The following is a 24,342-nucleotide window of genomic DNA, read 5'->3' as shown; positions in this document are numbered from 1 at the left end:
GGTAAAAGACAATGGCACCGTGCAATCACTGGTGACGCGCTAAACTTTGAATGGTGAATGACATAATAAGTGGCAGGCTTCGATCCCCGGATCGTTTGACAACCTGACAAGCAGTCACTAGTGTCCATTTGGATCCAAATATTTCAGTCAAACAGGGTGCGTAGTAGTGACACAGAAGCCCAACCCGCTCAGCAGTATCAAGGTCAACGGGCCGATTCCCGCTCATTTGGCACGCTCGGTGATCGAAGAAACCCTGCGTTCTGCCATTCTCGACGGTCGCATTCCGTGCGGCACTGCGTTGCGCCAGCAGGATCTGGCCGACCTGTTCGGTGTCAGCCGCATGCCGGTGCGCGAAGCCTTGCGCCAACTCGAAGCCCAGTCGTTGCTCAACGTCATCGCGCATAAAGGTGCCGTCGTCGCGCCGCTGGTTCAGGGTGACGCCGTCGAAACTTATGCGTTGCGGATTCTGTTGGAGTCCGAAGCACTGCGGTTATCGATTCCCTTACTCGACGCCGCGGATCTCGAAGAAGCTGCGCGCTATATCGATAGCCTCGAGACAGAAAACGACTACACCGAAATCGGTCGGCTCAATCGCCTCTTCCACATGGCGCTTTACAGCAAGGCGCCTAACCGCCGTCTGTTGAGACTGGTCGAAGACGGGTTGAACGAGGAAGAGCGCTTCCTGCGCTTTAACCTGGAAGCCATGGGCCTGGGCAAACTGTCCCAGGAAGATCACCGAGCGCTGTTGTTGGCCGTCGAAAATCGTGACGTCGAACGCGCGGTAAAGCTGCTCGAACATCACCTCAATCGCGGTGTGGAGGTCATCACGCGTTACCTCAACAGCCCCGAGGCGCAGAGCAGGAAAACCAACCGCTAATCTCGGCGGTCAATGAGACAGGGCAAATCCCTGAGCCTGTTTCATTGACCGCCATTCAACCTGATGAAGCCTCGACAAATCCTCTTACACATCCTCCGGCGTCCTGCCGAACCGCTGTAGCGACCGCACTTCCTGTGGCCAAGGCCCTTTCGCCGAACGACTTCCCTCCAGCCCATTCATTGCACCGGTTAATGACAACCCGGTGATAGCGGCTGCCTTGATTTACGCTCACTCTTGGGCTGCCAACAAATAAAGAACGGGCGACGCTCCGCATCCTGCGAAGCAGTCCCCGCACCAAGAACCTACGGAAGGAGTCTTGTCACGGGAAAGGAAGAACCGGCGTCGATCCCAGCCAACTTCCACCCCCTTAAGTCATCTAAACGACACCTTTAGAAAGTTGCTTCGAGTGAGGCATTCACTCTTTACCTGAATTTTGACTTTTATTAGTCGAAAGGAGCAACTACGCCCAAATAAAACAACTAACAAATGTTTTATCGGGACTTGTCGCGCGCAAGAAAATATAACTTCCAAATAATATAAAAATAACTTGCCGGGAACTTTATTCATGTATTAGTTTTTCTCCGCCCCCTTCCGAATATGGGTGCTAAACGCCTTTACCTGGCGCCTTACTTTCAACGCAAACTCATCAATTAACTTGAGGCATTCGCTCGCCAACAGAAAACTTTAAACGACTGTCACTTAATGATCAAAGCACCCCCTATCGGCATTTCAGATCAACTATAGGCTCGCTCATGAAAACGCATAAAGACCGCCTCAACCAAAAGAAAGCAGAACTTAGTGCGCACCCGATATTCGCTGAAATACATTCACTGTCGGTACTTCAACGCTTCATGGAAACCCATGTTTTTGCGGTGTGGGATTTCATGTCGCTGACCAAACGTCTGCAACAGGAATTGACCTGCGTTCAACTGCCCTGGTTGCCGCCGCGAGACCCGCAGGCTGCGCGCCTGATCAACGAGATTGTGCTCGGTGAAGAGTCCGATGATCGTCCGGCCCACGGTCATTACAGCCATTTCGAGTTGTACCTGGATGCAATGCGCGAAGTCGGTGCCAGTACGGTCGCGGTCGAACGGTTTGTGGCGTTGCAACAAGAAGGTGTGAGTTACGACGTGGCGTTGCAAAGCGTTGACGTTGATCCGGCGGCTGCGCAGTTCGTGCGCCATACCTTGCACACCGCGCTGCATGCACCGGGGCATAGCGTGGCGGCGGCGTTTCTGCACGGTCGTGAGAGTGTCATTCCACACATGTTCCAGCGGATCCTCGATGACTGGGGCATCGGCATCGAGCAGGCGCCGACCTTCCGTTACTACCTGGAACGGCACATCGAGGTCGATTCCGAAGACCACGGCCCGGCCGCGGAGAAGCTGCTGGCACGACTGGTCGATGGTGATCCGCAACGCGAGGCCGATGTCTACGCCAGCGCGATTGCCGCCGTAGAGAGCCGCATCGCCCTGTGGGACGGCTTGCGCCAGAGCATGAGCGAACCGGTTGCCGAGGTGAACGCATGAACGCCGCTGACTACCAATCCTTCGCCGACGCCTGGGAGAGCCGCGCGACCATCCGCACCCGTCCCCGGCGCGTGCTGGAGAACGATGACAAGTTGATCTATCCCTTGAGTCGCCAACCGCTGGTGCTGAGCGAAACCTTCCTGCGCGAATGCCCGGAGCAACGCGACTTCGCACTGGTGCAGACGCTCTACAAATTCATCAACGACGTGGTGATTTTCGAGACCGAGATCGTCGACAAGACCGCACGTAGCATCGCAAAGAACCGCTTCGCCCTAACGTTCCCGTTCGCCTGTCGCTATGACGCCATGACCGTGGTGGTGGACGAGGATTACCACGCGCTCGTGGCCATGGATTTCATGCAGCAGACCGTCGCCATGACCGGTATCACGCCGATCGAATTGCCCGATGAAATCGAATTGAGCCGAGCGATACCGGCGGCCGTGGCCCTCGCACCCGAGCACCTGCGCAGTGCCGTGGAACTGATTTGCGTGGCCATCGCAGAGAACACTGTGACCGGTGATGTCGCCGCGTTCGCCAAGGACGACACGGTCAAGCAATCGATCAAAGGCCTGATGGCCGACCACTTGCTCGACGAAGGTCGCCACTCCGGATTCTGGTCGCGGATGGTGCGCATCTACTGGCACACCGCGAGCGAAGACGACCGCCAACGCATCGCGCAAATCCTGCCGGTGTTCATCGCGCATTACCTGACCAACGACATCCAGAAGTCCTTCGATTTTCGTCTGATCGACTCGTTGCAGATCAGCGATGCCGCGCGTCGTGCACTCAAGAGCGAAGTCTCGGGACTGGCCTTCCCGATCAATCGCCATCACCCGCTGGTCGCCAATATCGTGCGGTTCTTCCGCAGCAGTTCGCTGCTCGATTCGCCGTGCGTGCAAGACGCCCTCAGCGACTACCTGGTTTAACGAGGAGAACATCATGAGACGTCTCGACATTCTGCTCATTGGGCAAAGCCAGGCCTTGACCGACCTGGCGCTGGAACTTGAACAACAGGGTCATTTGCTGGTGCGGCTTGAGGCGTTCGAAGGGACGCCATCGTTTGATTTGCTGATCGACGATGCCAGCCAGGCGTTTTCAGTCTTGGGCGATGCGCCACGTCTTACCCTGCAACTGGGCGTCGGCAAGCCAGGCATCACCGGGCTGGCGCCGATGGACTTGCTATGCATGCAAGCAGGCCGGCTTTTCACTCGTGTGCCAATTGCCGACGAGCCGTCGGGAAACGGCCAGGCATTGCGCCTCAAAGCGGTGGCGGAACTGGTGGATCATGTCGCGCTGCTGGTCAGTCGGTTCTCCCGGGACGCCGAGTATTTTCTGCAGGCCGAAACGGCCGATTCCGCTCACTTCGAGCATGTGGAAAACCTGTTGTTTCTAGAGCACCTGGCTTTCGTTCATCAATTCAACAACACCGCTCAACCCGCGCTGCTGCAACTCGCGCGGATTCCGATGATCGAGCGCCTCGAGCAACGCTTCATCGAGTCGCCCGAACGACCTGCGCTGAACATCGCTGGCACGTCCTTGAGCTATCGGCAATTGCACGCCCATAGCCGCGCGATCCAGCAGCGATTGCTGCCATTGCTCGCTCAACATCAGGGGCCGTTGGTCATCGGGATTTGCCTGCCCAAATGCACGGCTTTGTATGCGGGGATTCTGGCGATTTTGGGCAGCGGTGCGGTGTATTTGCCGTTGGAGCCAAGCCACCCGTTGCAACGTCAGCAATACATTCTTTCGAACGCCGGGGCCGTGTTGTTGCTGCATGACGGCCAACATCCGCTGGCCGATGAAATGCCAGCGCTGGACATCAGCCAAATCGACGCTGATGACGTCGACCTCGGCCAATCCTTGATGCGCCAGAGACCTGATCTCGATGCACCGTGCATGGCGCTTTATACGTCGGGCACCACCGGGCATCCCAAAGGCGTATTGCTCAGCCAGGCCAACCTCGCGCACTTCACCGCGTGGTACGCCGACTATGTGCAACTGACTGAACAAAGCCGGGCGCTGCAGTTTTCATCGCTGAGTTTCGACTCGTCGCTGATCGATATTTTCCCGACCTTGCTTCAGGGCGCCGAGCTGATCGTGCCCAGCGATGATCAGCGCCGCGATCCCTTGCAACTGGTTGAACTGATCCGTCATCAACGGCTGAGCCATGCGTTCCTGCCGCCGGCGCTGCTGAGCATTCTGCCGCTGGAGCAACTGCAGGTCCTGGATCATGTGATGACCGGTGGCGATGTCTGCGAGCCCTATGTCATCGAGCAACTCACCCGCCAGGGCAACCTCTACAACCTCTATGGTCCGACCGAAGCCACCGTCCTGATCACGGCCCGACAGCTGCGTAATGGCGACAGCAACCGCACTCTCGGCGCACCGATTGCCAACAGTCAGGTGCTGATTCTGGATGAGGCCTTTAGACCCGTGGCCGAGCAGACCGTCGGCGAGTTGTACATCGTCGGGCCGGGGGTTTGTCTGGGTTACCTGAACAACCCGCAGCAGACCGCCGAGCGCTATCTGAACCTGAGTCTGCCTGACGGCCAGACCCTGCGCGCCTACCGCACCGGCGACATGGCGAAGTGGACCACCGACGGCATCGAGCTGTGTGGACGACGGGACAACCAGGTAAAGATTCGCGGCTTTCGGGTCGAGCCGGAGGAGATCGAACGCTGCCTGCGCGACAGTCAGTTGTACCGCCAGGTGGCGGTGGTGATCGACAGTCAGCGGCGCATTCTGGCTTTCCTGGCGCAGCCACAGGAGAAGCAACCGGGTGCTGCTCGCGAAGCCTTGAGGGCTCACGCGATGCAGTTTTTGCCCGACTACATGCAGCCCGGCGCCTGGACCGAACTGACCAGCATGCCGTTCGCCAGCAACGGCAAGGTCGATCGCAAAGCGCTACTGGCCCTGCCGGTGAATGTTTGCGAAAACACGGTGCGACGCCTCCCGGCCAGCGCCGATGAAGCACTCTTGCTTGAGATCTGGGCCGAGTTGCTGGAGCTGCCACCCAGCGATATTTCGACCGACGAAAGCTTCTTCAATCTGGGCGGCCACTCGATTCTGTTGTCGCGGATGCTGCTGCGATTGCGTGAGGAATTCGGCCGCAGTATCTCGATCAACCGCTTTATCGAATTACCGACCATTGCGAAATTGGCGACCCTGGTCCGTGGCTCGGGCACCGAGGAAGTGCTGAGTGCGCAAGCGCTGGCAGATGCTTTCCGTGAGCTGGATATTCAGCCGCTGCCAATCAGCCGCATGGGCGATGTGCACAAGGTGATCGTCACGGGCGCCAACAGTTTTGTCGGTGTGCATATCGTCGAGGCGTTGTTGGCGTGGGGGGCGAGTGAAGTGGCGTGCCTGGTGCGTGATGGTGACGGGCAATCGGCGGCTGAGCGTTTCGCTCAAGCGTTGCGCGAAAACCGTCTGGAGCATCTGGACCTGAGTCGGGTGCAGGTTTACGCGGCGGATATTACGCGTCCGTCACTGGGGCTCGAACCGGCCATTTACGAGCGTTTGGATCGAGAGTTCGGCGCGTTGGTGCACAACGCCGCCAACGTCAATCACGTACTCGATTACGAGTCGCTGGCGCGAGACAACGTCGAGCCGATTTTCGAGTGCTTGCGTCTGTGCGAGGGGCGCAGCAAGAAAATCTTCAACTTCGTCTCCACGCTGTCGGCCTCCAGCACGATTGCCGACGATGGCCGGGTGCTGGAACTGCCCGCCGCACAAACCCCGCCGATCTACATCAAGAACGGCTACAACCTGTCGAAATGGGTCGGTGAACGGATCCTCGAACGAGCCCGCGAGCGCGGGGTGCGGGTCAATCTTTACCGACCGGGGAACATCAGTTTCAACAGCCTCACCGGCGTCTGTCAGCCGCACAAGAACCGCTTGATGCTGATGCTCAAGGGATCGATTCAACTCGGTCAGGTGCCGGAGTTCGCGCTCAATTTCGACCTGATGCCGGTGGACTTTCTGGCCCGGTTCATCGCCTTCCATGCCAGCCGCTATCAGGCCGAAAAAGCCGTGTTCAACCTGCACAACCCCGAGCCCCTGAGTTGGGACGACTACGTTGCGTCATTCCGTGATGCCGGCCGGGAATTCGCCATGGTCAGTGTCGCTGACTGGCAGCAGCAACTCGGTCGGGTCGACAGCGACAACGCGCTGTTCGGCGTGCTCGGGTTCTACCTCAACGGCTTCGAGGAAGACATCGGCGACATCTCGATGATCGGCCACGACAACGCCCAGGCCGGCGTACGACAGATGGGCGCGCATTACCCGGAAAAATCCCCGGCATTGCTGCGCCGTGGCTGCGACTACCTGAAAGAAATCAACTTCATCTGATTCATTCAAACCCAATGGAGCAAGACCATGAGCACTCTGCAACCCGATACCCTGATCAAAAACCCTCACGGCTGCCACGTCGTATCTTCTGTGGAGGTGCCGACGGATGCCGCAAAAGTCTGGGCGGTGGTCGGCAACTTTGCCGGCTTCGACAAATTCATTCCTGCGCTCTCGCATATCGAGATGACAGGAGAAGGCGTGTCGTCGCTGCGCAAGAAATTCTTCAAGGATGGCAACCTGGTGGTCGAGCAGCTTAATTCACGCGATGACCAGGCGCTGAGCATGACGTGGACCACGATCTACAACACGTTGGGCGTGGCCAATTTGTGGGCGGCGATGAGTGTAGAACCGCTGGGTGCGGGCAAGTCGCGGGCGACCTGGACCATCATTGCCGAGCCGGCGCAGGGCGGCGCCGAGGCCTTGCCGGGATTCAAGGATTTTGTGCAGGGGTTTGCCGATGATGCGATGAATAATGTGTTGAAGCTATTTGCGTAGGGCTTTCGTCTGGCGGTGATTGAGCTACCGCCATCGCGGGCAAGCCCGCTCCCACAGGTTAACCGGGTTCCTTCTGAAGGAGTGCGGTCAAGCGTGGGAGCGAGCCTGCTCGCGATGAACGATAACGCGGTCTGACCTGAATCAGATCTTGAAGCTATCCACCAGCTGCTTCAACCGGTTCGCCTGCAACGACAATGCATCGCAATCCTTCAATGTTTCATTGAGGTTCGCTACGCTCTGCTGGTTCAGCAGGTTGATCTGATTGACGTCAACGTTGAGGGTTTCCACGACTGCCGTCTGTTCTTCGGTCGCGGCTGCCACCGACTGGTTCATCCCGTCGATTTCGCCAATGCGCTGGGTAACACTCACCAATCGCAGACCGGCCTGATTCGCCACTTCGACAGTCTCTTCACTGGAGACCTGGCTCGCATTCATGGTCGTCACCGCTTCGCGGGAGCCGATCTGCAGCGAGGTGATCATCTTGTGGATCTCTTCCGCCGACTCTTGCGTGCGATGCGCCAGATTGCGCACTTCGTCCGCCACCACCGCAAAACCGCGACCGGCTTCACCGGCTCGAGCCGCTTCGATGGCCGCGTTGAGCGCCAGCAAATTGGTCTGCTGGGAGATGCCTTTGATCACATCCAGAATGTGCCCGATGTTATCGGTGCTGGCATTCAGGGTTTCGATCTGGGTGCAGGACAGGCTGATTTTTTGCGACAGCTCGGTCATGGCCAGAATGGTTTTTTCCACCACCTGACGACCGTCATCGGCCTGCTCGCTTGCGCCGCTGGCGTGCTGGGAAGCGTCCGCGGCGTTACGCGCGATTTCCTGAGTAGCGGCGCCCAACTGATTAATTGCGGCGGCCACGCTGTTGGTGCGAGCGCTTTGTTCGTCGGAGCCGACGATTGAGGCGTTGGACGAGGCCATTACACGCTGGGACAGGTCATGAACCTGCCGGGTCGCCGAGGACACTTCGGAAATCGAGGCGTGAATCCTTTCTACGAACTGATTGAAAGAGCCGCCCAGCTCGCCAAACTCGTCTTTGCTTTCCACGGACAGACGACGGGTCAAGTCACCCTCGCCCTGGGCGATGTCCTGCATCGCACGGCCCATGGTAGTCAGTGGGCGCATCAACACATTGATCAGCAGGCTCAGGAGCACTGCAATAACGCTGACGGCGATAAACATCGCGATCAACGCTGAGGTGCGGAATTGACTCAACGGCGCGTAGGCCTTGTCCTTATCGATCGACAGACCAATGTACCACTCGGCATTCGGCAAACCGCTGACCGGAGTGAACGAAAGGATGCGGTCCTGCTTGTTCAGGGTGACGTCCTGATTGCCCTTCTCGATGCGCACACCGGCGTTCGGATAGATGTCCTTGAGGTTTTTCATCACTTGGTCTTTGTCCGGGCTGACGATTACTTGCCCGTCGGCGCTGACCAGGAACGCATGGCCGATGCCACCGAAGTCTACCGAATTGATGATCTTCACCAGGGTTTCCAGGCTTAGGTCACCACCGACCACCCCGAGCAATTCTCCATTCTTCTTCACCGGCATGGCGATGGTGACCACCAGGCCACCGACAGCTGCCATATAGGGCGGAGTCAGCATGGTCTTGTCGGCAGCTACAGCTTGTTTGTACCAGGGGCGCTGACGCGGATCGTAACCGTCCGGCATCTTCGCATCGGGACGCTGAGTGAATACACCATTGGCCTGGCCAACATAGGTGAATTGGAAGTTGGAAGTGAAAGCCGGTTGATCGACCAAACCCGGAAGGTCAGCATTGGCGCCTTGATGAGCGACGTTTTGCGCGAGGTTTTCCAGGACCAGTACACGCCCACTCATCCAGTTCTGCACGCTGCTGGCAGTCAGGTCGCCGGCTTGCTGGACGGACGATTCGAGGTTCTGCCGGATCGTGTTTCGCTGCAGATAGTCGTTGTACAAAGTGAACAACGCAAACGCCAGCACCACGACGCCAGAGGCGGCCAGAAGGATTTTATGGCTGAATTTGAGATTCATTTCATGGGACTTCTATGCAAAAAGTGGGGATGCGTTCCAGGTGCAACATTCCATGTAACAGCGCAGACGGCGCTCTTCGACCGCTCTACTTTGGTGCACGCATGTCTCATCAGTCTTTCGGCACAAACCCGGGAATACTTAGCGGTTTAAATGAAATGCCCGGTATTCCCGCTGAACGGTGTGCTAGAGCGGCGCAGGCGTAACCGCTGGCACTTGAAAGGGTCGAGGACTGTTCTGGTGCCGAAAGGTGTCGGCTCGCAGAGTTCCTGAGTGTGGTGAGGGTAGGCGGGGTCGGCGTTTTTACGGACGTCAGAAAGACAAAACCCCTGTCTGCGTTAGCAAACAGGGGTTTTGGAATTGATCTTGACGATGACCTACTCTCACATGGGGAAACCCCACACTACCATCGGCGATGCATCGTTTCACTGCTGAGTTCGGGATGGGATCAGGTGGTTCCAATGCTCTATGGTCGTCAAGAAATTCGGTGGCTAGCCCGTTACAGTCGTAACGTGCCGGCAAAATCAGTGACTTATACTAAAACAAAACCCCTACCTGCATACGCAGATAGGGGTTTCGGAATTTAATCTTGACGATGACCTACTCTCACATGGGGAAACCCCACACTACCATCGGCGATGCATCGTTTCACTGCTGAGTTCGGGATGGGATCAGGTGGTTCCAATGCTCTATGGTCGTCAAGAAATTCGGTAGCCAGGTCGTGCTCTCTTGCGAGACCACGCTCCAGCGAATGGGTATGTGATAGCTTCGGTGTTTTGCGAGCCTTCTCGAACTTTCGGTTCGTTTCGTCTTCACACACCGCAATCTGATGCTCTTTCGAGTAGTCAAATTGCTTGGGTGTTATATGGTCAAGCCTCACGGGCAATTAGTATTGGTTAGCTCAACGCCTCACAGCGCTTACACACCCAACCTATCAACGTCGTAGTCTTCGACGGCCCTTCAGGGGACTCAAGGTCCCAGTGAGATCTCATCTTGAGGCTAGTTTCCCGCTTAGATGCTTTCAGCGGTTATCTATTCCGAACATAGCTACCCGGCAATGCCACTGGCGTGACAACCGGAACACCAGAGGTTCGTCCACTCCGGTCCTCTCGTACTAGGAGCAGCCCCTCTCAAATCTCAAACGTCCACGGCAGATAGGGACCGAACTGTCTCACGACGTTCTAAACCCAGCTCGCGTACCACTTTAAATGGCGAACAGCCATACCCTTGGGACCGGCTTCAGCCCCAGGATGTGATGAGCCGACATCGAGGTGCCAAACACCGCCGTCGATATGAACTCTTGGGCGGTATCAGCCTGTTATCCCCGGAGTACCTTTTATCCGTTGAGCGATGGCCCTTCCATACAGAACCACCGGATCACTAAGACCTACTTTCGTACCTGCTCGACGTGTCTGTCTCGCAGTCAAGCGCGCTTTTGCCTTTATACTCTACGACCGATTTCCGACCGGTCTGAGCGCACCTTCGTACTCCTCCGTTACTCTTTAGGAGGAGACCGCCCCAGTCAAACTACCCACCATACACTGTCCTCGATCCGGATAACGGACCTGAGTTAGAACCTCAAAGTTGCCAGGGTGGTATTTCAAGGTTGGCTCCACGCGAACTGGCGTCCACGCTTCAAAGCCTCCCACCTATCCTACACAAGCAAATTCAAAGTCCAGTGCAAAGCTATAGTAAAGGTTCACGGGGTCTTTCCGTCTAGCCGCGGATACACTGCATCTTCACAGCGATTTCAATTTCACTGAGTCTCGGGTGGAGACAGCGCCGCCATCGTTACGCCATTCGTGCAGGTCGGAACTTACCCGACAAGGAATTTCGCTACCTTAGGACCGTTATAGTTACGGCCGCCGTTTACCGGGGCTTCGATCAAGAGCTTCGCGTTAGCTAACCCCATCAATTAACCTTCCGGCACCGGGCAGGCGTCACACCCTATACGTCCACTTTCGTGTTTGCAGAGTGCTGTGTTTTTAATAAACAGTCGCAGCGGCCTGGTATCTTCGACCGGCATGGGCTTACGCAGTAAATGCTTCACCCTCACCGGCGCACCTTCTCCCGAAGTTACGGTGCCATTTTGCCTAGTTCCTTCACCCGAGTTCTCTCAAGCGCCTTGGTATTCTCTACCCAACCACCTGTGTCGGTTTGGGGTACGGTTCCTGGTTACCTGAAGCTTAGAAGCTTTTCTTGGAAGCATGGCATCAACCACTTCGTGTACTAAAAGTACACTCGTCATCAGCTCTCGGCCTTAGAATCCCGGATTTACCTAAGATTCCAGCCTACCACCTTAAACTTGGACAACCAACGCCAAGCTGGCCTAGCCTTCTCCGTCCCTCCATCGCAATAACCAGAAGTACAGGAATATTAACCTGTTTTCCATCGACTACGCTTTTCAGCCTCGCCTTAGGGACCGACTAACCCTGCGTCGATTAACGTTGCGCAGGAAACCTTGGTCTTTCGGCGTGGGTGTTTTTCACACCCATTGTCGTTACTCATGTCAGCATTCGCACTTCTGATACCTCCAGCAAGCTTCTCAACTCACCTTCACAGGCTTACAGAACGCTCCTCTACCGCATCACCTAAGTGATACCCGTAGCTTCGGTGTATGGTTTGAGCCCCGTTACATCTTCCGCGCAGGCCGACTCGACTAGTGAGCTATTACGCTTTCTTTAAAGGGTGGCTGCTTCTAAGCCAACCTCCTAGCTGTCTAAGCCTTCCCACATCGTTTCCCACTTAACCATAACTTTGGGACCTTAGCTGACGGTCTGGGTTGTTTCCCTTTTCACGACGGACGTTAGCACCCGCCGTGTGTCTCCCATGCTCGGCACTTGTAGGTATTCGGAGTTTGCATCGGTTTGGTAAGTCGGGATGACCCCCTAGCCGAAACAGTGCTCTACCCCCTACAGTGATACATGAGGCGCTACCTAAATAGCTTTCGAGGAGAACCAGCTATCTCCGAGCTTGATTAGCCTTTCACTCCGATCCACAGGTCATCCGCTAACTTTTCAACGGTAGTCGGTTCGGTCCTCCAGTTAGTGTTACCCAACCTTCAACCTGCCCATGGATAGATCGCCCGGTTTCGGGTCTATTCCCAGCGACTAGACGCCCTATTAAGACTCGCTTTCGCTACGCCTCCCCTATTCGGTTAAGCTCGCCACTGAAAATAAGTCGCTGACCCATTATACAAAAGGTACGCAGTCACCCAACAAAGTGGGCTCCCACTGCTTGTACGCATACGGTTTCAGGATCTATTTCACTCCCCTCTCCGGGGTTCTTTTCGCCTTTCCCTCACGGTACTAGTTCACTATCGGTCAGTCAGTAGTATTTAGCCTTGGAGGATGGTCCCCCATATTCAGACAAAGTTTCTCGTGCTCCGTCCTACTCGATTTCATGACTAAGAGATTTTCGCGTACAGGGCTATCACCCACTATGGCCGTACTTTCCAGAACGTTCCGCTAATCTCAAAGCCACTTAAGGGCTAGTCCCCGTTCGCTCGCCACTACTAAGGGAATCTCGGTTGATTTCTTTTCCTCAGGGTACTTAGATGTTTCAGTTCCCCTGGTTCGCTTCTTAAGCCTATGTATTCAGCTTAAGATACCTAACTTATGTTAGGTGGGTTCCCCCATTCAGACATCTCCGGATCAAAGTCTGTTTGCCGACTCCCCGAAGCTTTTCGCAGGCTACCACGTCTTTCATCGCCTCTGACTGCCAAGGCATCCACCGTATGCGCTTCTTCACTTGACCATATAACCCCAAGCAATCTGGTTATACTGTGAAGACGACATTCGCCGAAAATTCGATAATACTCAATTAAGAGCAACTCACAAATTTTACCTTAGCCTGATCCGTTACCAGTGAAAGTAACGTCCAGTCTATCTTTCTATCACATACCCAAATTTTTAAAGAACGATCTAGCCAAAGACTAGAAATCAACATTCACCATCATCACGATGGAATGCTCATTTCTAAGCTTTCAACAAACAGAAGCAGTGAGTGGTGGAGCCAAACGGGATCGAACCGTTGACCTCCTGCGTGCAAGGCAGGCGCTCTCCCAGCTGAGCTATGGCCCCGTATTGCTACAGGTTCCCACACAAAAATTGGTGGGTCTGGGCAGATTCGAACTGCCGACCTCACCCTTATCAGGGGTGCGCTCTAACCAACTGAGCTACAGACCCAATTTCGGGCTGCTTCTTATCGTCTTCTTCAATGAATCAAGCAATTCGTGTGGGAACTTATGGAGCAGCTGATGTCGTCGATTAAGGAGGTGATCCAGCCGCAGGTTCCCCTACGGCTACCTTGTTACGACTTCACCCCAGTCATGAATCACACCGTGGTAACCGTCCTCCCGAAGGTTAGACTAGCTACTTCTGGTGCAACCCACTCCCATGGTGTGACGGCGGTGTGTACAAGGCCCGGGAACGTATTCACCGCGACATTCTGATTCGCGATTACTAGCGATTCCGACTTCACGCAGTCGAGTTGCAGACTGCGATCCGGACTACGATCGGTTTTCTGGGATTAGCTCCACCTCGCGGCTTGGCAACCCTCTGTACCGACCATTGTAGCACGTGTGTAGCCCAGGCCGTAAGGGCCATGATGACTTGACGTCATCCCCACCTTCCTCCGGTTTGTCACCGGCAGTCTCCTTAGAGTGCCCACCATAACGTGCTGGTAACTAAGGACAAGGGTTGCGCTCGTTACGGGACTTAACCCAACATCTCACGACACGAGCTGACGACAGCCATGCAGCACCTGTCTCAATGTTCCCGAAGGCACCCATCCATCTCTGGAAAGTTCATTGGATGTCAAGGCCTGGTAAGGTTCTTCGCGTTGCTTCGAATTAAACCACATGCTCCACCGCTTGTGCGGGCCCCGTCAATTCATTTGAGTTTTAACCTTGCGGCCGTACTCCCCAGGCGGTCAACTTAATGCGTTAGCTGCGCCACTAAGAGCTCAAGGCTCCCAACGGCTAGTTGACATCGTTTACGGCGTGGACTACCAGGGTATCTAATCCTGTTTGCTCCCCACGCTTTCGCACCTCAGTGTCAGTATCAGTCCAGGTGGTCGCCTTCGCCACTGGTGTTCCTTCCTATATCTACGCATTTCACCGCTACACAGGAAATTCCACCACCCTCTACCATACTCTAGCTTGTCAGTTTTGAATGCAGTTCCCAGGTTGAGCCCGGGGATTTCACATCCAACTTAACAAACCACCTACGCGCGCTTTACGCCCAGTAATTCCGATTAACGCTTGCACCCTCTGTATTACCGCGGCTGCTGGCACAGAGTTAGCCGGTGCTTATTCTGTCGGTAACGTCAAAACAGATACGTATTAGGTAACTGCCCTTCCTCCCAACTTAAAGTGCTTTACAATCCGAAGACCTTCTTCACACACGCGGCATGGCTGGATCAGGCTTTCGCCCATTGTCCAATATTCCCCACTGCTGCCTCCCGTAGGAGTCTGGACCGTGTCTCAGTTCCAGTGTGACTGATCATCCTCTCAGACCAGTTACGGATCGTCGCCTTGGTGAGCCATTACCTCACCAACTAGCTAATCCGACCTAGGCTCATCTGATAGCGCAAGGCCCGAAGGTCCCCTGCTTTCTCCCGTAGGACGTATGCGGTATTAGCGTCCGTTTCCGAGCGTTATCCCCCACTACCAGGCAGATTCCTAGGCATTACTCACCCGTCCGCCGCTCTCAAGAGAAGCAAGCTTCTCTCTACCGCTCGACTTGCATGTGTTAGGCCTGCCGCCAGCGTTCAATCTGAGCCATGATCAAACTCTTCAGTTCAAACATCTTTGGGTTTTTAAGAAACCCTAAACTTGGCTCAGCAATCGTTGGTTACATCTTTGATTTCTCGCGGAGTAACTTGTGATGCTGATAATCTTGTTGACTATCAGTCTGACTCCACAAGCACCCACACGAATTGCTTGATTCAGTTGTTAAAGAGCGGTTGGTTAAGATCTTTCGTCTCAACCGAGGCGCGCATTCTACAGCAGCCTCTGTTGCTGTCAAGCGGTTATTTTCAGAAGTTTTCAAAGTTTCCTTTGCAACTTCAACCACTTGCGCTTCCGATCTCTCGTTAGCGGGAGGCGAATTCTACAGCGTTACTCGCTGCTGTCAACACCTCTTTTTCTCCGCTTTCGACCGAGAAGATCGAAACGTCCATAAGGCCAAACCCACCTGCCTTACCGACTCCTTCTGGGCTTCGATGACCTGAAGCAACTCGCTGCCGAAAACTGCGTAACTCTTTGTTTACCAAGGAGTTTTCCGTTTCGACCGCGCCGGAAGTGGGGCGAATTATAGACTTCCAGAATCTGCCGTCAACACCTATTTATGCTTTTCTATCAATAACTTGTAGAAGGCATGAAAACTGGTCGATTTCCCTCTATATAGAAGAGCAAAACCACGCCTTCTATATAGTAAGGCGGCTTTAGAGCACCCCCGCCACCTTGAAAGCCGCAACCGCATCAGCATCCAGGCCCAGCACCCGCTGCAAAACCTCCAGCGTGTGCTCGCCCAATAAAGGAGGCGCATTACGATATTCGACTGGCGTCTGCGACAATCGAATCGGGCTCGCGACCTGCGGCACCATCCCAGCCAGCACATGCGGCAATTCAATCGCCAAACCGCGCGCCTTAACCTGAGGATCGGCAAACATCTGAGCCAGGTCATTGATAGGGCCACACGGCACACCGGCCTGCTCCAATTGCAGCACCCACTCAGCGGTGGTCTTGAAGACCGTCGCCTGGCGGATAAGAGGGATCAACACCGCACGATTCGCCACCCGCAGCTTATTAGTCGCAAAGCGCGGATCGTCTGCCCACTGCGGCTGACCAGCCACCTCGGCAAATTTTCGGAACTGCCCGTCATTGCCCACAGTGAGGATGAAGTCGCCATCCGCCGTGGGAAAGTCCTGATAAGGCACGATATTCGGATGCGCGTTACCCAGGCGCTTGGGAGCATTGCCTGTCGTCAGGTAGTTCATCGCCTGGTTAGCCAGACAAGCCACCTGAACATCCAGCAACGCCATATCAATATGCTGTCCGCCACCAACATGCTCTCGATGAGCCAGCGCGGCAAGAATAGCCACGGTGGAATAGAGCCCGGTCAATATGTCCGTCAGCGCCACACCGACTTTCACCGGCCCTGCGCCCTCCTCCCCTTCCGGTCGACCCGTCAAGCTCATCAGCCCGCCCAAGCCCTGGATCATGAAGTCATAACCCGCGCGCTTGGCATAAGGTCCGGTCTGTCCAAACCCGGTGATCGAGCAATAGATCAGGTTCGGATTGATGGACTTGAGCGTCTCATAGTCCAACCCATAAGCCGCCAGACCACCGACCTTGAAGTTCTCGATCAGGATGTCGGACTTGGCCGCCAACTCACGCACCAGCTTTTGACCCTCTGGCCGCGTGAAGTCGATAGTCACCGATTGCTTGTTGCGATTGGCCGACAAGTAGTAGGCGGCCTCGCTGGTGTTCTCGCCATAGGCGTCTTTCAGGAAGGGAGGGCCCCAGGCGCGCGTGTCGTCGCCATTGCCCGGGCGCTCGACCTTGATCACTTCGGCGCCAAGGTCTGCAAGGATCTGCCCGGCCCAAGGCCCGGCGAGCACCCGCGATAAATCCAGTACCCGTAGATGCGAAAGCGCGCCCATGGCCGTTCTCCTATTAATAGAACGCCTGGATGCCGGTCTGCGCGCGACCGAGGATCAACGCATGGACGTCATGCGTACCTTCATAGGTGTTCACCACTTCCAGGTTCACCAGATGGCGAGCGACACCGAACTCATCGGAGATACCGTTGCCACCCAGCATGTCGCGCGCCATGCGCGCGATATCCAGCGACTTGCCGCAGGAGTTGCGCTTCATCATCGAGGTGATCTCGACCGCCGCAGTGCCTTCATCCTTCATACGACCCAGGCGCAGGCAACCTTGCAGCGCGAGGGTGATTTCGGTCTGCATGTCGGCCAGTTTTTTCTGGATCAACTGCGTGGCAGCCAACGGGCGACCGAACTGTTGACGATCCAGGGTGTACTGGCGAGCAGTGTGCCAGCAGAACTCGGCAGCGCCCAATGCGCCCCAGGAAATGCCATAGCGTGCCGAGTTGAGGCAGGTGAACGGGCCTTTCAGTCCACGCACGTCCGGGAAAATGTTCTCTTCAGGGACAAACACGTTGTCCATCACGATCTCGCCGGTGATCGATGCACGCAAACCCACCTTGCCGTGGATTGCTGGTGCGCTCAGGCCTTTCCAGCCCTTCTCCAGAACGAAACCACGGATGTCGCCTGCATCGTCCTTGCCCCAGACCACGAACACATCAGCGATCGGGCTGTTGGTGATCCACATCTTGCTGCCCGTCAGGCTGTAGCCGCCTTCCACTTTGCGTGCACGAGTAATCATCGCGCCCGGGTCGGAACCGTGGTTCGGCTCTGTCAGACCAAAGCAGCCAATCCATTCACCGGTAGCCAGTTTCGGCAGGTACTTTTGCTTCTGGGCTTCAGTACCGAATTCGTTGATCGGTACCATGACCAGCGAGGACTGCACACTCATCATCGAGCGATAGCCGGAGTCGACACGCTCGACTTCACGGGCAATCAGGCCGTAGCTGACATAGTTCAGGCCGCTGCCACCGTATTGCTCTGGAATGGTTGCACCCAACAGACCCACTTCGCCCATCTCGCGGAAGATCGCAGGATCGGTCTTCTCATGGCGGAAAGCTTCCAGAACGCGCGGCGCCAGCTTCTGCTGAGCGAACTGCTCGGCGGTGTCGCGAATCATGCGCTCTTCTTCGGTGAGCTGTTGATCCAGCAGCAGGGGATCGATCCAGTTGAAGCTAGCTTTACCGCCCATGAGTGAGTCCTCTCGAATCGGGTCAAATTGCGTGGGACTGATCCTAGGCCGGGTTCGGCGTGACAGCAAACGAGGATTTTGCATACTGTTGTGCTAATTTCTCACTCCGTAGCATCGTGAAGCGGCTTTTATACGATGCATTAGTGAGGTAGAAGTACATGCGCCGGAAAATCCCTAGCACAACTGCGCTGATCAGCTTTGAAGCGGCCGCACGCCACGAGAGCTTCACCAAGGCGGCACAGGAGCTTTCGCTCACCCAGGGCGCAATTTGCCGACAGATCGCCAGCCTGGAGGAGTTCCTCAGCGTTGAACTCTTCCGACGCTCGCGGCGCGGAGTCAAACTGACCGAGGCAGGACTTTCCTACAGCCGCCGGGTCGCTACCCAGCTCGATGCTGTCGAGCGCGACACGCTTTCAGTGATGGGGCAACAAGGCGCCAACGTGATCGAGTTGGCCGTCGTGCCGACCTTTGGCACTCAATGGCTGCTGCCACGACTGAAGGACTTCCAGCACAAACACCCGGAAGTGACCGTCAACCTCACCAACCGCACACGTCCCTTCCTCTTTGCCGACACTGACTTCGATGCCGCTATTTACTTCGGTGATGCGGACTGGTCGGGTACCGAATCCCACAGGCTGATGGGTGAAAATCCGATGCCAGTGTGCAGTCCAACGTTACTGGGCAATAAGACCTCCCTGTCAGCCGATGAAATTGCCGACATGCCCCTGTTGCAGCAAACCACTCGGCCCTATGCCTGGCGCCAATGGTTCAACTCGCAAAACCTTAATGTGCCGCGAGACATGACAGGGCCGCGCTACGAGCTATTCTCCATGCTTGCCCAGGCGGCGATGCACGATATGGGGATCGCCTTGATTCCGCCCTTTCTGATTCAACGCGAATTGGCCGAGAAGCGCTTGGTGATTGCCAACCCCCAGGCACTGTCGAGCATCAAGGCCTATTACCTGATGATTCCTGAGCGAAAGGTCGAATCGGCGTCTCTACGCGCTTTTCGTGACTGGTTGGTGAACCAGGCGCAGAGCTACAGCCTAGAGGGATAAAGGGTCAACGCCATTTGTTGACCTCGTAGTCAGCAAAGTAAAAGCCCTACAGATATAAGTATTTGTCGCATATTCGCAGACTGTACCGAAAAGCAGTACAAACGTCCCACAAGCGCCTGCCTACGTGGCTTTGAGCCTCTACTGATGGGCAATAACACCTCATTCACGGTGCGGATGCGTAAATTCTTTAATTTTCGCCAAAATCCTTGTAAGGCACGGCCTGTATGGGATTGAGGTGGTAGGTTGCGACATTCGGTCACGGGGTGACTTGTAGTTAATTTTCCGTCACCCGTCATAATCCCTTGAAGGGCACAAAGTTCGCCTGCAAAATGCCGCGCCCCGCCCTGATTTGGCGGGATCGTGCTGATCGGCCGCCCCAGCCGCACCATCCGTAGTGCCTGGGTTTACTCAATAAGATCACGCAGGAGATTTGACGTGCACATTGGTGTTCCTCTCGAAACCCAGACGGGTGAAACGCGGGTTGCTGCAACCCCGGAAACCATCAAGAAGCTGATCGGCCAGGGTCATAAGGTCACTGTACAAAGCGGCGCAGGCATTAAAGCCAGTGTTGTTGACAGTGCCTATGAAGCGGCAGGCGCAACCATTGGCAGCGCCAACGACGCATTTGGTGCCGAGCTGATTCTCAAGGTGGTCGCTCCCAGCGACAGCGAGCTGACGCTGATTAAGAGCGGCACCGTTGTGGTGGGCATGCTCAACCCGTTCAACAATGAAACCATTGCCAAGCTGGCCGAGTGCGGCATTACCGCGTTCGCGCTGGAAGCTGCGCCACGCACCTCCCGCGCCCAAAGCCTGGATGTGCTGTCCTCCCAAGCGAACATCGCCGGTTATAAAGCCGTGCTGCTGGCCGCTCACTACTACCCTCGCTTCATGCCGATGCTGATGACTGCTGCGGGCACCGTGAAAGCGGCGCGCGTGCTGATTCTCGGTGCAGGTGTAGCCGGTTTGCAGGCGATCGCCACGGCGAAACGTCTGGGTGCAGTGATCGAAGCGTCCGACGTGCGCCCTGCGGTGAAAGAGCAGATCGAATCTCTGGGCGCCAAGTTCGTCGACGTCCCTTATGAAACTGAAGAAGAGCGCGAATGCGCCGTCGGTGTCGGCGGTTACGCGCGACCAATGCCTGCCAGCTGGATGCAGCGTCAGGCCCTGGCCGTGCACGAACGCGCCAAACAGGCCGACATCGTCATCACCACCGCCCTGATCCCGGGCCGCAAGGCTCCGACACTGTTGAGCGCCGAAACCGTGGCGCAGATGAAGCCGGGCTCGGTGGTCATCGACCTCGCGGCAGCCCAGGGCGGCAACTGCCCGCTGACCGTGGCTGACCAGGTCGTCGTCGAGAATGGCGTGACCATTTGCGGCCCGACCAACCTGGCCGGCGAAGTCGCCGCAGATGCTTCGGCCCTGTACGCCCGCAACTTGCTGGACTTCCTGAAGCTGGTCTTCAACAAGGAAGGTCAGTTTGAAGTGAACCTCGAAGACGACATCGTCGCCGCGTGCCTGATGTGCCGCGACGGCCAAGTCATCCGCAAAAACGCCTAAGCAGGGATTCAGACGATGGAAGAGCTTATCTCCCCCGGTATCTACAACCTGATCATCTTCGTGCTGGCGATTTATGTCGGTTATCACGTGGTCTGGAACGTAACGCCTGCGCTGCACACGCCCCTGATGGCAGTCACCAACGCCATCTCGGCGATTGTCATTGTCGGTGCCATGCTGGCCGCCGCGCTGACCGTGACGCCACTGGGCAAGACCATGGGCACCCTGGCAGTCGCTCTGGCTGCAGTGAACGTGTTTGGTGGCTTCCTGGTCACCCGCAGGATGCTTGAGATGTTCAAGAAAAAAGCCCCGAAAGCCGTAAAAGAAGAGGCGCCCAAGTAATGAGCATGAACCTTGTCACGACGCTCTACTTGATCGCGTCGATCTGCTTCATCCAGGCCCTCAAAGGCCTGTCGCACCCAACAACGTCACGGCGCGGCAACGTATACGGCATGCTCGGCATGGCACTGGCGATCCTCACCACGGTCGGCCTCATCTATAAGCTGGGGGCAGAGTTGGCTACGGCCGGCATTGGTTATGTCATCGTCGGTCTGCTGGTCGGCGGCACTGCCGGTTCGATCATGGCCAAGCGCGTTGAGATGACCAAGATGCCGGAACTGGTCGCCTTCATGCACAGCATGATTGGTATGGCCGCGGTGTTCATTGCCATCGCCGCTGTGGTCGAGCCGCAATCCCTGGGCATCGTCAAACACCTGGGCGATTCGATTCCGGCGGGCAACCGTCTGGAGCTGTTCCTCGGTGCGGCCATCGGTGCAATTACCTTCTCCGGTTCGGTCATTGCGTTCGGCAAATTGTCGGGCAAGTACAAGTTCCGTCTGTTCCAGGGCGCACCGGTACAGTTTGGTGGTCAGCATAAGTTGAACCTGCTGCTGGGCCTGGCGACACTGGGCCTCGGCGTGACCTTCATGCTGAGTGGCAACCTCAGCGCCTTCGCGCTGATGCTGGCCCTGGCCTTCGTGCTGGGCGTGCTGATCATTATCCCGATCGGCGGCGCAGACATGCCGGTCGTGGTGTCGATGCTCAACAGTTACTCCGGCTGGGCGGCGGCAGGTATTGGCTTCTCGCTGAACAACTCGATGCTGATCATCGCAGGCTCGCTGGTGGGTTCGTCCGGTGCGATCCTCTCGTACATCATGTGCAAAGCGATGAACCGTTCGTTCTTCAACGTATTGCTCGGTGGTTTCGGTAACACGGCCGACGCGGCCGGCCCTGCGGGCTCGAAAGAAGCCCGTCCGGTGAAATCCGGTTCGGCTGACGATGCGACCTTCCTGCTTACCAACGCCGACACCGTGATCATCGTTCCCGGCTACGGCCTGGCGGTGGCACGGGCGCAACACGCGCTGAAAGAACTGACCGAGAAACTGACCCATCGCGGCGTGACCGTGAAGTATGCGATCCACCCGGTTGCCGGTCGCATGCCTGGCCACATGAACGTGTTGCTGGCGGAGGCAGAAGTGCCTTACGACCAGGTGTTCGAGATGGAAGACATCAACTCCGAGTTCGGTCAGGCCGACGTGGTACTGGTGCTCGGCGCCAACGACGTGGTCAACCCGGCCGCGAAGAATGACCCGAAATCGCCGATTGCCGGCATGCCGATTCTCGAGGCATTCAAGGCCAAGACCATCATCGTCAACAAGCGCTCGATGGCCAGCGGCTATGCCGGTCTGGACAACGAACTGTTCTACCTCGACAAAACCATGATGGTCTTCGGCGACGCGAAGAAGGTCATCGAGGACATGGTTAAAGCAGTCGAGTAAAAACTGCTCCAACGCAATGCCCAAAACCCCGGCCTTTAGTAGGCTGGGGTTTTTTTATTCCTCATGAAACCCGACCAAAGGCTCTAAATCAGTGGTCTGCATTCGACCATGGTAGCGGGAGGAATTTTTCTGAAATCACTAGACTGCAGACCTTGCTTCCGTTACCCGAGATAACAATCCATGTACCGTGATCGTATTCGTTTGCCTTCGTTGTTGGATAAGGTGATGAGCGCCGCTGACGCTGCCGCTCTGATTGAGGACGGCATGACCGTCGGCATGAGTGGTTTCACGCGCGCCGGCGAAGCCAAGGCCGTACCTCACGCATTGGCCGAACGCGCCAAAATCACTCCACTGAAAATCACGTTGATGACCGGCGCCAGCCTGGGCAACGACCTCGATAAACAGCTCACCGAAGCCGGCGTACTGTCGCGACGCATGCCGTTCCAGGTCGACAGCACACTGCGCAAGGCTATTAATGCCGGCGAAGTGATGTTCATTGACCAGCATCTCTCGGAAACCGTGGAATCGCTGCGCAACCAGCAACTCAAACTGCCGGACATTGCGGTGATTGAAGCCGTGGCGATCACTGAGCAAGGCCATATCGTGCCGACCACGTCCGTGGGCAACTCGGCCAGCTTCGCGATTTTCGCCAAACACGTGATCGTTGAGATCAACCTGGCGCACAACCCGAATCTGGAAGGTCTGCACGACATCTATATCCCGACCTACCGCCCGACGCGCACGCCGATCCCGCTGGTGAAGGTCGACGATCGTATTGGCAGCACCGCGATCCCGATCCCGCCGGAAAAGATCGTCGCGATTGTGATCACCAATCAGTCCGACTCTCCATCCACCGTCCTGCCGCCGGACGTCGACACCCAAGCCATTGCCGACCATTTGATCGGCTTCTTCAAGCAGGAAGTCGCCGCAGGGCGCATGACCAACAAGCTCGGCCCATTGCAGGCCGGCATTGGTACCATTGCCAACTCGGTAATGTGCGGCCTGATCGATTCGCCGTTCGAAGACCTGACCATGTACTCCGAAGTGCTGCAGGATTCGACCTTTGACCTGATCGATGCGGGCAAACTGAGTTTTGCTTCGGGCAGTTCGATAACCTTGTCGAGCCGGCGTAATGCCGATGTGTTTGGCAATCTCGAACGCTATAAGGACAAGCTGGTTCTGCGGCCGCAGGAAATTTCAAACCACCCGGAAGTGGTGCGCCGCCTGGGCATTATCGGCATCAACACGGCGCTGGAGTTCGACCTGTATGGCAACGTCAACTCTACCCACGTCTGCGGCACGCGGATGATGAATGGCATCGGCGGTTCCGGGGACTTCGCGCGCAACGCGCATCTGGCGATCTTCGTTACCAAGTCCATCGCCAAGGGTGGCGCGATCTCCAGCGTGGTGCCTATGGTCAGCCACGTCGATCACACCGAGCATGACGTCGACATCCTTGTGACCGAGATAGGCCTGGCGGACTTGCGAGGTCTGGCACCACGCGAGCGCGCCAGGGTCATCATCGACAACTGTGTGCACCCGGATTATCGCCAGGCACTGGATGACTACTTTACGGCTGCTTGCGCAGTGGGTGGGCATACACCGCATATCCTGCGCGATGCCCTGAGTTGGCACATCAACCTGGAAGAAACCGGGCGAATGCTGGTGGTCTGATCCAGGAAAATACAGCTGACACAAACACAGTTGTGTCAGCTGCCCTTCGCTTCCTTCGATTCCGTTTAAAACTGTACTTCTGTACCGGTCATTTCTTACCGTATCGCCCTACCAAATCGTGTAAGACGGGCATTTTTGCCCCTTA

Annotated in this window: 13 protein-coding genes, 2 tRNA genes and 4 rRNA genes; 10 read left to right on the top strand and 9 right to left on the bottom strand. The window is 56.3% G+C overall.

Annotation, left to right across the window (positions count from 1 at the left end; genetic code table 11):
• The first annotated feature begins 166 nt into the window (after positions 1-166).
• The 5 genes from K5K95_RS09580 (at position 167) to K5K95_RS09560 (ending at position 7,251) form a co-directional block, all read left to right on the top strand.
• Entirely contained in the window at positions 167-877 is a 711-nt protein-coding gene (locus K5K95_RS09580) for a GntR family transcriptional regulator (RefSeq protein ID WP_222589248.1), read from the top strand.
• A 752-nt stretch (positions 878-1,629) separates the two neighbouring features.
• A complete protein-coding gene (locus K5K95_RS09575; protein ID WP_222589247.1) occupies positions 1,630-2,406 on the top strand; it encodes a DUF3050 domain-containing protein in 777 nt (258 codons plus the stop codon).
• Positions 2,403-3,332, top strand: a complete 930-nt coding sequence (locus K5K95_RS09570) for a diiron oxygenase (protein ID WP_222589246.1) — start codon at positions 2,403-2,405, stop codon at positions 3,330-3,332. The genes K5K95_RS09575 and K5K95_RS09570 overlap by 4 nt, the downstream gene beginning before the upstream one ends.
• Positions 3,333-3,345: 13 nt before the next feature.
• On the top strand, positions 3,346-6,756 hold the full coding sequence (locus K5K95_RS09565) for a non-ribosomal peptide synthetase (RefSeq protein WP_222589245.1): 3,411 nt from the start codon (positions 3,346-3,348) through the stop codon (positions 6,754-6,756).
• Positions 6,757-6,783: 27 nt separating this feature from the next.
• The gene (locus tag K5K95_RS09560) at positions 6,784-7,251 is read left to right on the top strand and encodes an SRPBCC family protein (protein WP_222589244.1); all 468 of its coding nucleotides are present in this window, start codon (positions 6,784-6,786) and stop codon (positions 7,249-7,251) included.
• Between the two features lie 141 nt (positions 7,252-7,392).
• Here K5K95_RS09560 and K5K95_RS09555 read toward each other — a convergent pair whose 3' ends face one another.
• The 9 genes from K5K95_RS09555 to K5K95_RS09515 all read right to left on the bottom strand — a co-directional run bounded on the left by K5K95_RS09555 (position 7,393) and on the right by K5K95_RS09515 (position 18,133).
• A complete protein-coding gene (locus K5K95_RS09555; protein ID WP_222589243.1) occupies positions 7,393-9,273 on the bottom strand; it encodes a methyl-accepting chemotaxis protein in 1,881 nt (626 codons plus the stop codon).
• Between the two features lie 361 nt (positions 9,274-9,634).
• A 5S ribosomal RNA gene (gene rrf / locus K5K95_RS09550) occupies positions 9,635-9,750 on the bottom strand.
• A gap of 107 nt (positions 9,751-9,857) precedes the next feature.
• Positions 9,858-9,973, bottom strand: a 5S ribosomal RNA gene (gene rrf, locus K5K95_RS09545).
• Positions 9,974-10,135: 162 nt separating this feature from the next.
• Positions 10,136-13,026, bottom strand: a 23S ribosomal RNA gene (locus K5K95_RS09540).
• A gap of 250 nt (positions 13,027-13,276) precedes the next feature.
• A tRNA-Ala gene (locus K5K95_RS09535) sits at positions 13,277-13,352 on the bottom strand.
• 28 nt (positions 13,353-13,380) lie between these two features.
• Positions 13,381-13,457, bottom strand: a tRNA-Ile gene (locus tag K5K95_RS09530).
• Between the two features lie 82 nt (positions 13,458-13,539).
• A 16S ribosomal RNA gene (locus tag K5K95_RS09525) occupies positions 13,540-15,074 on the bottom strand.
• Together the 16S, 23S and 5S rRNA genes with 2 tRNA genes alongside form the textbook arrangement of a ribosomal RNA operon.
• Positions 15,075-15,717: 643 nt before the next feature.
• Positions 15,718-16,938 carry a CaiB/BaiF CoA transferase family protein gene (locus K5K95_RS09520; RefSeq protein WP_222589242.1) on the bottom strand — a complete coding sequence of 407 codons (1,221 nt, stop codon included), beginning with the start codon at positions 16,936-16,938 and terminating at the stop codon, positions 15,718-15,720.
• A 13-nt stretch (positions 16,939-16,951) separates the two neighbouring features.
• Positions 16,952-18,133, bottom strand: a complete 1,182-nt coding sequence (locus tag K5K95_RS09515; protein WP_090177263.1) for an acyl-CoA dehydrogenase — start codon at positions 18,131-18,133, stop codon at positions 16,952-16,954.
• A 158-nt stretch (positions 18,134-18,291) separates the two neighbouring features.
• On the opposite strand from K5K95_RS09515, the gene K5K95_RS09510 reads away from it, so the two are divergent.
• The 5 genes from K5K95_RS09510 (at position 18,292) to K5K95_RS09490 (ending at position 24,197) form a co-directional block, all read left to right on the top strand.
• On the top strand, positions 18,292-19,191 hold the full coding sequence (locus K5K95_RS09510) for a LysR family transcriptional regulator (RefSeq protein WP_208670634.1): 900 nt from the start codon (positions 18,292-18,294) through the stop codon (positions 19,189-19,191).
• Positions 19,192-19,626: 435 nt separating this feature from the next.
• Positions 19,627-20,748, top strand: a complete 1,122-nt coding sequence (locus K5K95_RS09505; protein WP_222589241.1) for a Re/Si-specific NAD(P)(+) transhydrogenase subunit alpha — start codon at positions 19,627-19,629, stop codon at positions 20,746-20,748.
• 15 nt (positions 20,749-20,763) lie between these two features.
• A complete protein-coding gene (locus tag K5K95_RS09500; protein ID WP_003187010.1) occupies positions 20,764-21,087 on the top strand; it encodes an NAD(P) transhydrogenase subunit alpha in 324 nt (107 codons plus the stop codon).
• The gene (locus K5K95_RS09495; protein WP_222589240.1) at positions 21,087-22,523 is read left to right on the top strand and encodes an NAD(P)(+) transhydrogenase (Re/Si-specific) subunit beta; all 1,437 of its coding nucleotides are present in this window, start codon (positions 21,087-21,089) and stop codon (positions 22,521-22,523) included. The genes K5K95_RS09500 and K5K95_RS09495 overlap by 1 nt, the downstream gene beginning before the upstream one ends.
• Positions 22,524-22,703: 180 nt before the next feature.
• A complete protein-coding gene (locus K5K95_RS09490) occupies positions 22,704-24,197 on the top strand; it encodes an acetyl-CoA hydrolase/transferase family protein (protein ID WP_222589239.1) in 1,494 nt (497 codons plus the stop codon).
• Positions 24,198-24,342 lie beyond the last annotated feature (145 nt).

The sequence above is a fragment of the Pseudomonas sp. DR48 genome (assembly GCF_019823085.1).
In the GTDB taxonomy this organism is placed as follows: domain Bacteria; phylum Pseudomonadota; class Gammaproteobacteria; order Pseudomonadales; family Pseudomonadaceae; genus Aquipseudomonas.
This window is presented reverse-complemented; position numbering and strand designations above follow the sequence as displayed.